This is a genomic window from Paenibacillus sp. S02 (genome assembly GCF_019454065.1).
GTDB lineage: Bacteria > Bacillota > Bacilli > Paenibacillales > Paenibacillaceae > Paenibacillus > Paenibacillus polymyxa_B.
On the sequence record NZ_CP073682.1, the window covers coordinates 4,642,477 to 4,658,569 of the forward strand.

The 16,093-nt window shown below is 47.9% G+C and carries 14 protein-coding genes; 6 read left to right on the top strand and 8 right to left on the bottom strand.

The window, feature by feature from the left end:
• The first annotated feature begins 91 nt into the window (after positions 1-91).
• The gene (locus tag KAI36_RS20565) at positions 92-1,570 is read left to right on the top strand and encodes a PTS transporter subunit EIIC (RefSeq protein WP_220025871.1); all 1,479 of its coding nucleotides are present in this window, start codon (positions 92-94) and stop codon (positions 1,568-1,570) included.
• A gap of 134 nt (positions 1,571-1,704) precedes the next feature.
• Here the strand turns inward: KAI36_RS20565 and KAI36_RS20570 are convergent, their stop codons facing one another.
• The 7 genes from KAI36_RS20570 to KAI36_RS20600 form a co-directional block, all read right to left on the bottom strand.
• Entirely contained in the window at positions 1,705-2,850 is a 1,146-nt protein-coding gene (locus KAI36_RS20570; protein WP_220025872.1) for an acyltransferase, read from the bottom strand.
• A 79-nt stretch (positions 2,851-2,929) separates the two neighbouring features.
• Positions 2,930-3,550 (bottom strand): malonate decarboxylase holo-ACP synthase, encoded by a 621-nt coding sequence (locus KAI36_RS20575; RefSeq protein ID WP_220025873.1) that lies wholly within the window; start codon positions 3,548-3,550, stop codon positions 2,930-2,932.
• A complete protein-coding gene (mdcD, locus tag KAI36_RS20580; RefSeq protein WP_220025874.1) occupies positions 3,544-5,217 on the bottom strand; it encodes a biotin-independent malonate decarboxylase subunit beta in 1,674 nt (557 codons plus the stop codon). The genes KAI36_RS20575 and mdcD overlap by 7 nt, the downstream gene beginning before the upstream one ends.
• Complete coding sequence (locus KAI36_RS20585) at positions 5,207-5,506, bottom strand: malonate decarboxylase subunit delta (protein ID WP_220025875.1); 300 nt, start codon at positions 5,504-5,506, stop codon at positions 5,207-5,209. Before KAI36_RS20585 ends, mdcD begins: the two co-directional genes overlap by 11 nt.
• A 28-nt stretch (positions 5,507-5,534) precedes the next feature.
• Positions 5,535-6,359 (bottom strand): triphosphoribosyl-dephospho-CoA synthase, encoded by an 825-nt coding sequence (locus KAI36_RS20590; protein WP_220025876.1) that lies wholly within the window; start codon positions 6,357-6,359, stop codon positions 5,535-5,537.
• 4 nt (positions 6,360-6,363) lie between these two features.
• Positions 6,364-8,010: a malonate decarboxylase subunit alpha gene (gene mdcA, locus KAI36_RS20595; protein ID WP_025721461.1), complete on the bottom strand. Its 1,647-nt coding sequence runs from the start codon at positions 8,008-8,010 to the stop codon at positions 6,364-6,366.
• The gene (locus KAI36_RS20600) at positions 8,007-8,870 is read right to left on the bottom strand and encodes an ACP S-malonyltransferase (protein ID WP_220025877.1); all 864 of its coding nucleotides are present in this window, start codon (positions 8,868-8,870) and stop codon (positions 8,007-8,009) included. The genes mdcA and KAI36_RS20600 overlap by 4 nt, the downstream gene beginning before the upstream one ends.
• Before the next feature lie 173 nt (positions 8,871-9,043).
• Here KAI36_RS20600 and KAI36_RS20605 point away from each other — a divergent pair, with 173 nt between their 5' ends.
• The 5 genes from KAI36_RS20605 (at position 9,044) to KAI36_RS20625 (ending at position 14,507) form a co-directional block, all read left to right on the top strand.
• Positions 9,044-9,916, top strand: a complete 873-nt coding sequence (locus tag KAI36_RS20605; RefSeq protein ID WP_220025878.1) for a LysR family transcriptional regulator — start codon at positions 9,044-9,046, stop codon at positions 9,914-9,916.
• 229 nt (positions 9,917-10,145) lie between these two features.
• Positions 10,146-11,429, top strand: a complete 1,284-nt coding sequence (locus KAI36_RS20610; protein WP_104497860.1) for an ABC transporter substrate-binding protein — start codon at positions 10,146-10,148, stop codon at positions 11,427-11,429.
• Between the two features lie 31 nt (positions 11,430-11,460).
• A complete protein-coding gene (locus KAI36_RS20615; RefSeq protein WP_220028176.1) occupies positions 11,461-12,336 on the top strand; it encodes a carbohydrate ABC transporter permease in 876 nt (291 codons plus the stop codon).
• Between the two features lie 22 nt (positions 12,337-12,358).
• Positions 12,359-13,186: a carbohydrate ABC transporter permease gene (locus tag KAI36_RS20620; RefSeq protein WP_023989996.1), complete on the top strand. Its 828-nt coding sequence runs from the start codon at positions 12,359-12,361 to the stop codon at positions 13,184-13,186.
• Between the two features lie 148 nt (positions 13,187-13,334).
• Complete coding sequence (locus tag KAI36_RS20625) at positions 13,335-14,507, top strand: iron-containing alcohol dehydrogenase (protein WP_220025879.1); 1,173 nt, start codon at positions 13,335-13,337, stop codon at positions 14,505-14,507.
• A gap of 57 nt (positions 14,508-14,564) precedes the next feature.
• On the opposite strand, the gene KAI36_RS20630 is transcribed toward KAI36_RS20625, so the two are convergent.
• Positions 14,565-15,983 (bottom strand): alanine/glycine:cation symporter family protein, encoded by a 1,419-nt coding sequence (locus KAI36_RS20630; protein WP_346730190.1) that lies wholly within the window; start codon positions 15,981-15,983, stop codon positions 14,565-14,567.
• Between the last annotated feature and the right edge of the window lie 110 nt (positions 15,984-16,093).

The window sequence follows — 16,093 nt, forward strand, 5'->3', positions numbered from 1 at the left end:
TATCCGATTTATGATGTAAAAAAATGGTTTAATGTAAGGGTTTCAGGATGAATACGACACTCCCAAACTCGGTGAAGAAGGGAAGAATGTTATGCTGAAATTTCTGCAAAAAATCGGCAAGTCGCTAATGCTTCCAGTAGCCACTCTACCCGCCGCAGGGATTTTGCAAGGATTAGCACTGATTAATTATGAAACGGATATACCACTTGGTCCCGGAGTTGGCGGATTTCTGAATCATTATGTCACTCCTTTTCTGAACGAGGGGGCGGGGGCCATCTTCGGTAACCTGGCGCTCATTTTCTCCATCGGTGTTGCCATTGGTCTGGCAGGCGACGCAGTAGCCGCATTATCGGCAGTCATTGCCTATATGGTGCTGACCCGTATTTTGGCGGCAGTGCCGGGTATATTTGCATATATTCCAGACGACGTCAAGCTGGACATGGGCGTATTGGGTGGTATTTTTATCGGTGGTTGGTCTGCTTTTCTGTTTAAAAAATATCACAATATTCAGCTCCCAGATTGGCTTGGCTTCTTCTCGGGCAAACGTTTTGTCCCCATGATCACCGCCTTCACGACCATGATTCTGGCCATTCTGCTCGGTATGATCTGGAGTCCGATACAAGATGGGATTGCAGTCTTCGGCAACTGGATTGTCGGCTTTGGCGGAATCGGATCAATGGTATTCATGATTGCCAATCGGCTGCTGATCCCGCTCGGTTTGCATCATGTGTTGAACTCGATCGCATGGTTTCAAATTGGTGACTACACCAATGCTGCCGGTGAGGTCGTTCATGGTGACCTGACGCGTTTTTTCGCAGGCGATACATCGGCGGGTATATTCATGTCCGGCTTCTTCCCCATTATGATGTTCGCTCTCCCAGCAGCAGCCCTCGCATTCATCCATACGGCCAAACCGGAAAAACGTAAAGCCGTCGCTTCCATTTTCATCGGTTCTGCGCTGGCATCGTTCCTGACCGGAATTACCGAGCCCCTCGAATTTTCGTTTATGTTCATTGCACCATTGCTTTACGGCGTTCATGCTCTGCTGACAGGCCTGAGTGGCCTGGTCGTATACCTATTGGATGTCAAACTCGGCTTTTCTTTTTCAGCAGGGCTCATTGACTATCTGGTCAATATGAAACTCTCCACCCACCCATTGCGAATGATCCCGGTCGGGCTTGTCTTCGCCCTCATTTATTACTTTCTGTTCCGATTTATCATTCTCAAATTCAACCTAAAAACTCCTGGGCGTGAAGATGATGTGGAAGACAGTCTCCTGTCTGAGGTTAACGAAACTATACCCGATGGAAAGGCAAGCACCACATCCGATACTCAGTCCAGTCAGGCAGGCAGAATACTAACCTATCTCGGCGGTTCAGACAATATCCAAAGCATTGATGCCTGCATCACACGGCTGCGTCTTGTCGTCAAAGACGACAAAGCGGTTAATGATCAAGCTCTCAAGCAGCTCGGAGCATCGGGAATCATCAGGCTTGGTAACGGTACCCTGCAGGTTATTTTCGGGACTCGGTCCGAAATTCTGAAAGATGAAATACAGCGGTTGATGTAAGTAAGTTCAGGTTCACAAAAAGGGTATCTCTTCAATCATCGAGATACCCTTTTGGGTTGCCGTCAATCTGTCAATAACTTAGGTAAACCTAAATTATAGTGTGATATATACGTTGTTACATGCGTTATACTCTTTTAGGTACTTATCTTAGATTGGTGCTGTGCGCTCTTTTTTTGTTTCAACAATAACCATTCACGACATACCTTTACCTTTATCCGCGCAAAGGCATAGACGACGCCGAAGGAGCAGGCTACAGTCGTCAGATAAACCAAAAGCAGCGCCACGAAGAAAGGAAGCTGGGTTATCAAGTCACCGAACAAGCGCAGCACGATGACCAACATGAATACGTTCGCTGTAAAGGCTCGGTACGCGTAAGTAGATAACCATTTGTAATAGGGAAGTGAACGGGAATTCACGCTGATCAAATGTCTTGCCAGCATGTAAATCAGGAAAATCACTACCAGACTGTACAAGGTCATGGACGGCTTCAGATAAATCAGATTTCCGAAGGACATATCCTCAAATCCAAAACCGAAAAATTCGTGATTTGTCCAAATGAGAATAAGAAGCATTACCGGAATGAGTATGAACTGAATCCGGCGAAGCACTCCGTCGAACTGTTTCTTATATACCCAAGCGATTCCACCTAGTAAAGCATAAATAAAATAACTAACGAAAAAGCGGTCAAGGTAACGCAGACTAATCGCATATGCTCCTTGGAATACGAAGGTATCGTACATCCATAGCCACGCTCCGAAGATCACGAAGCTCACAATAAGCAGCGGAATGACCCGCTTAGGCTTAGCCAAGTATTTGTAGCAGATGAAAATAAGGACTGGCATCAGCAATTGAAATTGCAACATCATCACCGTGTACCAAAACTGTGATGATGCATTACCGAGCACAAATGACTCGATAAGCGTCCGGAATGATGTAACGTGCTGATTAACCTGAATTTCCGGGAAGAAAATTAAGCCAGCCGCTGCCCACAGTAAATAAGGGATCACGAGCTCCCCGAATTTTTCCTTGTAAAAATGGGATACCTTCGTATGCTGATTATTTTTCACCATCCCATATACAATGGCAAAAATAAAGACTGGCGCAGTATACTTTACTATATTGAAAATGACGCCTAATAAGGCTAGGTTATCGTTAGTGTGTGCATACTTCAGAAACATCCCCAGAACGCTTTGCAAGATCGCTCCGCTGACGGCAAATACCTTTAAGATGTCGCTCTCATTAATATTAATATTAATATTCCGCTCTTCAGTGTTTTCCATAATACGCACTTCCCCTTTGACAGCTTGCCTGAAGCCAAATGGTCGTGCATTCCTCCCTTTTGCCGTTGATTATAGCTCCTTATTGCCAAGGATTACGAACGAGCTTGGGACCCGAAGAAGTTCGCAGCACCACAGTGCTGGCCCGTCTCTCAAGAATTTCGCGCAGGACGTAGGCACCGTCTCTTGTCACCAATTGAATGTCAATTCGAACACCCAGATGCTCCAACTTGTGCACAAGTCTTTCAGCTGCTGCATAATCAATAACCTCTGAACCATCTATAACAAGGTCAAGATCACTCGTTTCCTTCACAGTCGGGTATTGCGTTACTATTTCGAATCCTGCGCTCCCCGCTGGCCCCCAGCGCCAATCCGCCATCATTTCTGCTAACAAGTCCATCAACTGAAGAACAGGCTGCTGCCGTCTCTCTGTAGGCAAGGAGTTCCACATCTGACGTTTCACTATCACATAGGGAGACACGAGCTGGGACACCCCCTTCGGGTCCAGGAATGCAGCTTCCCGTTGATTTCGCTCCTGTCCACGTACTCCGACGGGAATATAACCATCCGCCGACGGCTCAGCTCGGCGAACGACCACAAAGGGGGTCCGCCTCAGCGAGGCGGTTACCCACTCCTTGTCTTCATATAAGGAGAGATATTTCAAATTGGACACTTCAATCAGATCATGTGGATGAATTACCATTGCCCCAAAAGCGCATCTCGAACGCCACGGGTTGCAGTCCGTCCGCCCGCCATAGCTTCCTTGGTCTGCAATCGGAAGCTAAGGTCGCGGGGCGCTCCTTTCGTACTCTCGATTGCCTCGGAAACGGTCTTTTCCACAATGGCTACATCGCTGCTCTGTGGATCGTCTGCATGGATACCGCTCAGCATCTGATATAATGCCCCCAGGGTACTGTAGCTACGAACGTCGTAGGCCATAGCTGGAACCTTCTTGGTAGCTTCATCAAGCTCGGCAATCGTCCGCTTGGTAATTCGAGCAGCAGAAGCCTTGGACATGGCCTGAATATTGACCTTGCTGTCATCCAGTGCGATCAAGCGATTCGATTGCAGCCCATGCGCGAGGAAGCCTCCGGAAATCGCGTTACCGACAATCACACCGATGACGGGATGGCCTTCTAATCTAGCGGTTGCGTAAGCATCTGCACTTGCAGCTAGGGCAAGACTGATACCGACCATTTCTTCCTTATAGCCATAGGCTTGACTCGGTACATCAATAATGGCAATGATTGGACGCTTCGTTTCCTTTTTCTCATCTTGACGGATTGCGTCCCTAATGATTTGAGCCACCGTCCAGCCTTCAAGCATACCCACCTCGCCGTTTCTGACGCGGGGGAATCGATTGGAGGCATTCGGAACAATGGCGATATATCTGCACAGCTGTCCGTTCTTATCCACGTCTGCCGCAAGCACTGAAGGAACATCGCTGGTTGGGTGAGCAATGCCTGTCAAGCGGGAGAACCAGCGATAACCTCTACTATCCGAAATGTCGGACGCGCCCTCTTTTACCAGCGGGACAGGCTGCTGCACAGGCTGTATCTGCGTGTAAAATTCGCGATAGCGCTCAGGTGTCCAAGCTTCTGTAGGATCAAGAGTGTTTAACAGGGTCAGATAGAAATCAATTTGCTCTGTTTTAGCAGCCTTCGCCGGTGCCTTGAGCGCAGTATCAATTGCTTCGATAACGGCATCCGTCGTATCTTCCACCATTACGTCAATCAATCCGGTTTGGAAGCGCTGATTGGCTCCGATTGTGTTCCAAATTAAGGCTTTATCGCTGGCATCGAACTCCATTACCCCTGCTTCCTGCTCTATGACCTCCGGTCCGTTGAGACCAAGGCGCGCTTTCTTCGTAGCAATCAGAGTGGTAAACAATTCTGCAGTAATGGACATCCCCCCAAATGCTCCTACGCGGCCCGGGATCAGTCCGACAACAGGAACGTATTTACGCAGGGCAACGATCTGGGTGGCAATCTCCGAAATCGACAACAACCCATAGTTTGCTTCCTGTAGCCGAACCCCCCCTGTATCGAAGATCATGACGGGATATAGTTTGTTCCCTTTCTTATTCTCTTCCAGTGCCAGTTCGAGCGCTCCGGAAATTTTGGCGCCGCTGACTTCTCCAATCCCCCCTCCTTGAAAAGCGCCTTCCATCGAAATGATCAAGACCTTCTGCTTGTGTATTTCTCCAAGAGCCAGAATGATCCCGTCGTCGCTCTGAGGAACAATGCCTTGCGGCTCTAGGTGGGGGGATTGGATTTTGTCCAACGGCCCAAGTATCTCACGGAAAGACCCTTCGTCCAGCAGCGCTTTGGCTCTCTCGCGTCCATTCAGCTCTACAAAACTATTCTGCATAATCTAGCACCTCCAGCACTTGCGTAAATCTAAGCATTACAACACCCGGAGTAGCTCCGAAGTCATGAACTGTAATATTGGCAGTAATCGAATAACGGTTAAGAAAACGGGTCAGAACATTCTCCCATACTTGTTCAAATCCTTCACTGCCTGTTAAAATGCTGACATTGGTGGTCTGGCCTTTTACAGGCTCTACAATAATCTCCAAATCTCCCGAACCGACCACACCGATGTGTGCCGGCTTACAGATGGGCTTCGTAGTCTGGTATTGAAACTGTAATTTTTCCATCCTTCAGAAACACCTCCAATTCAAAGTATCAATCGATTAGAAATAATGTGGCAGCTAGCAAATCGGCACTGCCTCCGGGTGAGAGCTGTCTAACATTGCAATACTCGGACAAGCGGTAAAGCAGCTTTCTGCCCGACTGGGTTCTTAATCCATCTGCTGCAAGGAACGCTGTGGCCATACGCTGAATCGCCATCAGATCCGTCAACTGACCGCGGTGCAGGATGCAGGTATCATCCACACATGCCATCAAGGCCAATAAAGCTTCTATGCGTGCTTCCAGCTCTGTCTTCCCACAAGCCCTGGCGCGCAGCAAAGCAGGCAAAGCTTCGTCCCGGATGTGCGGAAAGCCTAACTTCGCTTCTTCCTCTGCCCCCACTACCGCGTATTTCTTCTTAACTGTTCGTCCATTCGTCTGCTGCATCGGGCGGTACCGGTCATGGAACGATGCGATTCTTCCTGCAATGCTCATAATCTGATGAGGGTCCCGCTCCTTTGGAAAGGCTGCCTGTGCACTCGTTAAAAGCCCCAGCGCCCAAATGGCGCCCTTATGTGTATTGACACCATTCGTCGCCCTGAGCATCACCTTTTCGCCTTCCCGCCCGATTAGAGCGATCTGCTCGCGCAAGGTCTGGTCCACAGGGTGAAGGTATGACACATTGGCTATCTCCCGAAACGTATCCTCCAATGCTCTTGCGGATGCAAGCATAAGATCGATGGACATATCTGTATGAGAGCCATTGTCTCTGGCATCGACAAGTCCAGGCTTGGGCGTAAGAAGAGCCTCTTCCACCAGTGCCTTTACAGCTTTGGCAGCCAGAGAAGCCGCGAAGGCTGAATGATTCAACGTGAGCATGACTTTAAGACCAGCTCCGGAATTTAGCCGGTGGATCATACAATCCGTCTGACCAATCTACGAGGTCGTTAATCGTCTGTGCTGCCAGCATCGAGCGCTTGGCTTGTCTGCGCATGATCCCAAGATCCTCCGGATAGGCCACGATCCCTCTGTCACGCAACAGGCTTACATCGCTCTCATTACTTTCCATTCCTAAAGGTGTTACGCCTCCGATTGCCGCGAGAGCCTGCTTTCTCTCCTCTATGCTGTCTGTCTTGTAGAGGTATGCAATGCCTTCCTCGGTAAGAACGTGGGTGACATCATCCCCGTAAATCATGACCGGCGTAATGGCGAGGCCAGATTCATCCTTCACCTTGATGGCATCTAGCGAATCCACAAACACTGGCTTTTTGTTGGCACCATAGGTTTCAATCATCTGCACGACCAATTTCCGGCCTTTGGAGAGTTCCGTCGGGCGCTCGATCATGTCAAGCCAGGCAGGCGTCGCATGTCGCCGTCCCCGAGGATCATGCCCCATATTCGGTGCTCCTCCAAAACCGGACAGTCTGCCGGAAGTAACGGTAGACGAATTGCCTGCACTGTCCATTTGTAGTGTTGATCCGATAAACATATCTACAGCGAATTGGCCTGCAACCTGACACATTGCGCGGTTGGAGCGCATAGATCCGTCCTTGCCGACGAAGAACACATCTGAACGAGCCGCAATGTATTTCTCCATACCGACCTCGCCTCCAAAGCTGTGAATGCTTTCGACCCAACCGGATTCAATCGCCGGAATCAAAGTCGGATGCGGATTCAGGGCCCAATGCTTGGCAATCTTCCCTTTCAGGCCAAGCTGTTCACCATAGGTCGGCAGCAGAAGCTCAATCGCTGCAGTATTAAAGCCAATGCCGTGATTAAGCGACTGCACCTGATGTTTTCCATAAATGCCCTTGATTGCCATCATCCCCATCAGGATTTGCAGTTCAGTAATATTCTGCGGATCACGGGTAAACAGTGCTTCCAGTGCGTACGGTTTTTCGGCCTGTACAATGACGTCGACCCAGGACGCTGGAATATCGGTTCGCGGCAGCTCGTCCACGATTTCGTTAACCTGCACGATCACGATCCCATCCTTGAAAGCGGCCGCTTCCACGATCGTCGGAGTTTCTTCCGTATTGTTTCCGGTATACAGATTGCCCTCGCGATCTGATTTGTCTGCCGCTACCAGCACCACATCTGGAATAAGGTCAATGAAGAGACGTCCGAACAATTCCAAATACGTATGGATGTCACCGAGCTGAAGCGTCCCATCATCAATCATTTGCGCAACACGCAGGCTTTGGGAGCCACTGTAGGAGAAGTCCAGCTTCCCGGCGATGCCTTTCTCGAAAATATCCAAATGCTCGGGTCTTGAAATGCTAGACATTATCATATGCAGGTCATGCACCTTGCCAGGATCGACTTCCAGCAGCTTCTGGGAAAGGAAAGACGCTTGCTTCTGGTTATCTCCTTCCAGGACGACCTTCGCACCTGGATCAATTAGCGCCTCCATCAGATCGACAATTCGGGAGGAGTCGATATATTTTCCGTCCAGCCACTTTTCTACCTTTCCTAACTTTTCCTGCTTTTTATCACGTTTTTGTGACCAGGATCGCAGTACTTTATTCATTCTTCTTGCTCCTTCCATTTTTTAATCAAATACTGAGTCGCTTCCAGACCGATTTCGTCCACGGCCACTTGCCGGGTACTCTTGTGGGCTTGCTTGACAAGTCCGGAAAGCGTATGGCCCGGTGGCATTTCGATGAAACAATCAGCTCCCGATTCGACGCAAACAGCCGCCATATCCATCCACTGGACGGGATTTGCTACGTTTAGGGCAAGATCCTCTGCAATTTTTTCCTTGGAGTTCGTCTTTCTGCCCGTATGATTTACCAAATATGGTATTTGAGCGTCCCGCAAAGAAAAAGTGTGTATTGTCAGCAATAGCTTATTGGCTACCTCTGACATCAGCGGGGAGTGTGAAGGAATCGGAACCTTCAAAAGCGCCGTCTTAGCGCTCCCAAGCTCTTTCACATGCATAAATGCTTTATTTAACCCTACCAATGATCCGGATACGACGATTTGTTGCTCTGCGTTTATATTCGAGAGGTAGACTGGCGTCGCCTCACTATGGGAGAGAAGCACGGCTTGTTGAACTTCTGCCTTCGTAAGCCCCATAATCACACCCATTCCATAGCCTTCAGGGAAGGCTTCTTCCATCAACCGGGCACGGAGCCATACGATCCGAAGCGCATCCTCGAACGAGAGAACTCCCGCGATGACCGCCGCAGGAAATGCACCAATGGAATGCCCTGCCACAAATTGAGGCCGGATCCCCTGCTCGATCAAGCGGTAGGCTATTGCCGTTTCCTTAACGAAGAGTGCCGTCTGAATCCAGACCGTTGAGCCCATAGCCTTCTCATCATCACGAAGTTCAGTTCCGATGATACTTGTTGCCTTTTTCACATACTCGGGTACATCTTGCAGCATTCCAGGAACCTGTGACCCCTGGCCGGGAAATGTAAAAACGATGTTCAGAATCTCACCACCTTTAGCGGATTCAATTTCTTACATTGTCAATTGTAATAAGAGAGCAAATACCTGTAAAATATATATATTCACATATAATCGATAACCTAGTGGTTATAAAGGAGCTATCCATAATGGATTATTTGCAGCTTAAGTATTTTCAAGTAACCTCGAAGTATGAGCATGTCACACGTGCCGCGAACGAGTTGTTTATCTCACAGCCTGCCTTAAGTAAAATGATTAGAAACCTGGAGACGGAATTGGGTGTGCAGCTATTTGACCGCGAAGGAAAACATATCGTGCTGAATGAATATGGCAAGAAGTTCCTGAAAAGAGTGAATCAGTCGCTCTCAGCGCTAGAGCAAGGCATATCCGAAGTCAAAGAAATGAAGAATGAAAAGGTAGAGGTAATCACGTTATACGTCGCCGTCGGCTCTATGCTACTGCCCAACCTGGTTGGTAAGTTTCGCGATCTCTACCCTCAAATTAGATTCAACCTGACCCAGCACCCTGCGATGGTGAAGAAAGGACTGGCATACGATTTTGCGATTACGTCCGAAGAGTTGGCAGGCAACGAGCATACGATTCTGCTGGAGGAGGAGATTTTTCTTGGCGTACCAAATTCTCACCCTCTGAGCACTCAGAACACCGTATTCCTGAAAGATCTAGAGGATGAGAAGTTTATCAGCCTTACACCTGGTAATTCGCTTAGGAAAACAACGGACCGCTTTTTTACTCATATCCCTTTTGAACCGAACACCGTCTTTGAAAGTGATGATCCGGCTACGGTAAGAGGATTGATTCAAACGGGACTTGGCATCTCATTTATTCCTTCTATCCTGTGGAGAAACATCGTAACCGAAGACATCAAGCTGCTTCAAATCAGGGAACCTCGATGTATGCGAACAATCTATCTGTCTTATCCTGCTGGGGAACTGCACACCGATATAGAGAAATCGTTCTTCAAATTCATCATTGGATTTTTCCAGGATATTGCCCAGCATTGACGATTTAGATTCCTTTTGACATAATATTTGCCTTATTGTTTTATCATTCTTCGGATTAGTAGGATCAATATCTTTAGAGTATTAAATTTCTATACATGCTTTGTTTCAAATTTTTTGTTTTTGGTTAAGGCAATGCACATAAATGGGTAACAGCTTCATATGATGGAGCTAAACCATTTACAACTTGTTTAGCAGGCAGATTATCTCAGACAGCAAGGAGGGAAATGATGTGAAGACAGTACAATGGCTGGTATTATGTCTTGCTTTTCTCACGATGTTCAGTGCTTGTAGTGGACCCTCGTTCTCTGAAAGTCAATCATCTGAAACTAATTTGTCAAACGGAAAAAAGATAACGCTTACATTGTGGTACTGGAACCGTTCTATTGACGATGAACTACTCGCCCAAGCGGAAAAACAATTTCCCAATATTGAATTAAAAACTCAAAAAATAGGCGGTGACTTCAAAGCCAAACTGAAGACAACGCTCGCAGCTCGTTCCGGTGAACCAGACATCGTAGCTCTGAACGATTGGATGGTGGAGCTGTTCCCAAGTGCGGATCGTTTTTATGACTTAAAGGAACTCGGAGCAGACCGCTTAAAGGATCAATATTTGGAATGGAAATGGAATCAGGGGATCACTCCTGATGGTAAAATGATTGCATTTCCCATGGATACAGGACCTACCGCCCTCTTCTACCGAAGTGATCTGTTTGAACAAGCAGGCTTGCCTAGTGATCCTGAAAAGGTTAGTGCCTCCATTCGCACATGGGATGATTACATGGCGGCCGGAGAACAACTTCGCCAGAAATTCGGAAGCCGTTCATTCTTGGCTGACAATATTGTAAACGTTTACAATCAGGTGCTCGCTCAGCATACAAACCTTTACTTCAAGCCGGATGGCAGCTATATCGGCAATCAATCTCCTGACATCCGTCTGGGCTGGAAAACCGCTGTCGATTTCCACAAGAAGCATCTGCTCGCCAATGCGGATGGCTGGACTCCCGAATGGAACGCTTCGGTCAATAATGGAAAAATCGCCTCTTTTGTAGGGGCTATCTGGATGAAGCAAGTTCTCACAGAGGCCGCGCCGGATACAGCGGGCAAATGGAGAGTCGCCCGTGCTCCTGGAGGAGACGGCAACCTGGGTGGTTCTTTCATTTCTATCCTCAAATCCAGCAAACATCCCAAAGAAGCCTTTGAAGTCCTGACCTGGCTGCAAAACCCGGAACACCAGCTGGAAGCCTACCACAAAATCGGACTGTTCCCGTCCACTCCCGGCGTCTATAACGATCCTATCATGGGGACACCCGAGCCTTTCTTTGGTGGTCAGGCCACCGGACTCATCTTTGCCACCTCCGCACGTAATGTGAAAAGCAGCTATTTCGGCGAGCGCTATCCTGTCATCCACGGCATTGTGACCCGTCGCCTTGCTAATGTCGCCAAGCAGGATGCCAATTCCGATGCATTATGGACGGAAACCATGGATCGAATCGAACGGGAATTACAGCGATAAAAACAAAATTCAAAAAAGGCGTGTGGACATTATGCTGAGAGAAATCTGGAAGCACCGTGCCGTTTATGCTGCGATCTCGCCGTTTTATCTGCTGTTTGGCATCTTTGGACTGTTTCCGATTGGTTTTTCATTATATCTAGCGTTTCACAAATGGGACGGGATCGGAGACATGACCTACAACGGCTGGGGCAACTTTCGCTACCTTGTAACAGATCATGAATTTTGGCAGGCTGTAGGCAACACCTTTGTGATCTGGGTGTATGCAACGATTCCGATGCTATTCTTCGCACTGATTATTGCCTTTCTGCTTTATGCCCCTTTTGTGAAAATGCGCACCTTATGGCGAGTCGGATTCTTCCTGCCAAATGTGACGTCTATTGTGGCTGTTGCCATCATATTTAGTGCCTTATTTGCCAACAATTTTGGATTTCTCAACTACCTTCTGCAACTCTTGGGGCTACCCATGGTTCAATGGCTGAATGTGCCATGGGGTATCCAAATTGCCATTTCTTCTATGGTCGTATGGAGATGGATGGGCTATAACGCAATCATCTATCTGGCTGGACTCCAGAGTATTCCGCATGTGCTGTATGAGGCCGCCAAAATAGACGGGGCAACCGGAGCGCAAGCTTTTTTCCGCATCACTATCCCTATGCTACGCCCAGTCATTCTGTTTACGGTCATTACGTCCACCATCGGCGGTATGCAGCTCTTCACCGAGCCACAGGTCCTGGTCGGTAATGACGGCGGTTCCGGGGCAAGTGGTATGACCATCGTTTTATACCTGTACCGCGAGTCGTTCATTAACAACTATTTTGGATATGGTGCAGCCGTCGGATGGGGCATGTTCCTCATCATTGCTCTATTCTCCATCATAAACTGGAAACTCGTTCAAGGTAAAAAATAACGATGGGAAGGAGCTTCACAACATGATGCAGACACGCGCAAAATCCTTTGTTTTATATGCCGGATTGTTGGTGGGAATCATCCTGTCGATGTTTCCATTTTACTGGCTGATCGTCATGGCAACCCGTACAACCTCAGACATCTATCGTTTTCCACCGCAATTGTGGTTTGGCAGCCACTTCTTGGATAACATAACGAGAGTATTGCAACAGATTAATTTTGCTGGAGCCTTTTTTAATACCCTTTTTGTAGCCGGTTCGGTTACCCTATTGGTTCTGTTTTTCGATTCACTAGCAGGTTTTGCATTCGCCAAGTTTGATTTTCCGGGCAAAAAAGTGCTATTTATCGTTCTGCTAGCTACGATGATGGTCCCTTCACAACTTTCGCTTGTCCCCTCCTTTGTCATGATGGCCTCCTTTGGATGGGTAGGTACGTTCAAAGCGCTTATCATCCCGGGGATGGTAAATGCCTTCGGCATTTTCTGGATTCGTCAATATGCGGAAGAATCCATTCCAAAGGAACTGCTGGATGCGGGCCGGATGGACGGATGCAGCTTTTTTCGACTGTACTTGAATGTAGCACTGCCTATTCTACGTCCTGCGTTCGCTTTTCTCGGCGCATTTACCTTTATAGGAGCCTGGAATGATTATTTATGGCCACTAATTGTCTTAACGGATGAGCGTAAATTCACACTCCAGATTGCACTGTCACAATTGAACGGGATTTACAATACGGATTATGCGATGGTCATTGCGGGCACCCTGCTGGCTGTACTGCCACTTATTATTTTATTTCTTTTCATTAGCCGCCAGTTTATTTCCGATCTTGCCGCCGGAGCGGTCAAAGATTAGATTTACTTGAATTCCCTTATTCATTTCATGTATAATGGTTAATCGTCATTTCAAATAGCTTACATGATGAAGTTAGGTATCCAACAGGAAATCAGGTTAAGCGATTTACGATTTGAACATGAACTATGAACTGAGGGGAACTTACCAGATGAACAAATTCACATATTATAACCCCACCAAATTAATTTTTGGAGACAATCAAATTGAAGAACTGCAGCAGGAGCTGCTGAATTACGGCAAAAACATTTTGCTGGTATACGGAGGTGGAAGTGTCAAACGAAATGGTCTGTATGACCAGGTATTAAACGCGTTAGAGCCGCTACATCTGAACATTCATGAATTGTCCGGCGTAGAACCGAATCCGCGCTTGTCCACCGTTAAGAAGGGCATCGACATTTGCCGAAACGAAAAAATCGACTTCTTACTTGCAGTAGGCGGTGGAAGCGTTATTGATTGCACCAAAGCCATCGCAGCAGGGGCTGAATATGACGGCGATGTGTGGGATATTATCAACAAAAAGCACATGCCGACCCAGGCTCTGCCATTCGGTACCATCCTCACACTCGCCGCCACCGGTTCAGAAATGAATCCGGATTCTGTTATCACCAACTGGGAAACGAACGAAAAATACGTATGGGGCAGCGCGGTGACGCATCCGAAATTCTCGATTCTGGACCCAAAAAACACCTTCTCTGTGCCACGTGATCAGACGGTATATGGCATGGTGGATATGATGAGCCATGTGTTTGAGCAATATTTTCACAATGTTAAAAATACACCGTTGCAAGATCGTATGTGCTTTTCCGTGCTGCAAACCGTGATCGAAACTGCACCTAAGCTGCTGGAAGATTTGCACAACTACGTGCATCGTGAAACGATTTTATATGCCGGAACGATTGCCCTTAACGGAACACTGCAAATGGGCTACTTCGGGGACTGGGCTTCGCATACGATTGAACATGCATTATCCGCTGTATATGATATTCCTCATGCCGGCGGTCTGGCGATCCTGTTCCCCAACTGGATGAGACATACGGTGGATCAGGATGCTGCACGCATGAAGCGGCTGATGCTCAGCATATTTGATTTAGAGACCACTGGTAAAACGGATAAGGAAATTGCTTTGGAGGGGATTGATCGCCTGAGTGCATTCTGGACAAGTCTCGGTGCCCCTTCCACCCTGGCCGATTACAATATTAATGATGAGCAATTGGAAAAAGTCGCAAACATTGCAGCCCGTGAAATGGAATACGGAGGCTTCGGTAATTATAAAAAGCTGAATCAAGAAGATATTTCAGCTATTTTGCACGCATCGTTATAACATTTAAAAGGGAGTGTCCTCAAGCCTGTGATGGCTGAGAGCACTCCCTTTTGAAATTTATGAATTAACCGTTTGTCCTTTTTCTTCTACTTGAATAGCTGCCCCTACACTGGCACCTGCAAGAATGCCCTTTTTCTTATTAGAATTCAGAGAATCCATATAGGTTCGGGTTTCTGCGACTACAATTCCTGATAAGCCGAGCAGTGCAATCAGGTTCGGGAAAGCCATCATTGCGTTAAAGATATCTGCCAGCAGCCAAATCGCATCCAGTTTAATGAACGCGCCCCCGGCAACCAGTACGATGAACAGATAACGGTATGGCTTAATCCACTTGACCCCAAGCAAATATTCAACACAGCGTTCCCCGTAATAGTTCCAGCCGAGCATGGTGGTGAACGCGAACATAATCAGAATGATTGTGAGCAGTTCTGCCCCCAGCGGGAATGCGCTGGAAAATGCTTGCTGAGTCATCAGGCCCGCATCGGTAGGCCCGCTCCACACACCACTAACCAGTAGCGTCAACCCAGTCATCACACAAATAACCATCGTATCAATAAACACGCCTGTCATGGAAATTAGCCCTTGCTCCGCAGGCCATTTGGTTTTGGCAGCTGCAGCTGCAATCGGTGCGCTTCCCAATCCGGCCTCATTGGCAAAAATACCTCTGGCTACCCCACTTCGCATCGCTAGCATAATCGTAGCTCCGGCAAATCCGCCCGTTGCAGATGTAGTTGAAAATGCCGAATGGAGCACCAGCGCAATTGCGGCAGGAAGTTGGTCAGCAAACCGAATCAGTACGATGAGACAGATCAGTACGTACAAGCCTGTTTTAAAAGGAACGACCTTCGTCGATACCTTGGCAATGCTTTTGAGTCCTCCAATAGTAACAAGTCCTGTAAGGATAGCAATAATCAGTGCTGTTACAATGGGCGGAACGCCAAAACTGTTTTCAGTCGAAGATACAATCGCTTTGACCTGCGGAAACGTTCCAATCCCGAACAACGCTACCAGCATGCCTGAAAAAGCAAACAGCATCGCCAGCGGTTTAAAACGGCGTCCCAGACCTTTCTCAATATAATACATCGGGCCGCCGGAAAATTGCCCATTCCGATCCTTCACCCGGTATTTTACCGCAAGTACACCTTCCGCATATTTCGTCGCCATCCCAAAAAAGGCGGCAACGACCATCCAGAACAAGGCACCCGGCCCGCCCAGCTTAATGGCTGTCGCTACGCCGACAATACTTCCTGTGCCAACTGTAGCCGCCAACGCTGTACTCAAAGCCGCAAAACTACTTACATCCCCGCTGCCTTCATTCGGTGCCTTACCGATCAGCTTGATCGCCAGGGGCAGGCGGAATACCTGCAGCATCTTCAAACGTATGGTCAGCCACAACCCCGTTCCCATGACAAGAATGATGAGAGGCGCCCCCCATATCCAACTGCTAATCGCTTCTAACACATGTACCAAATTCATTTCAACCCGCTCCTCCAGCATATTAGAAAACAAAAAAGAGTCAAATCCGCTGATTCGACTCCTGGAGAGGTTAAAGGCACGAAAAAATACAACCATCTTGCGCAGGTTTC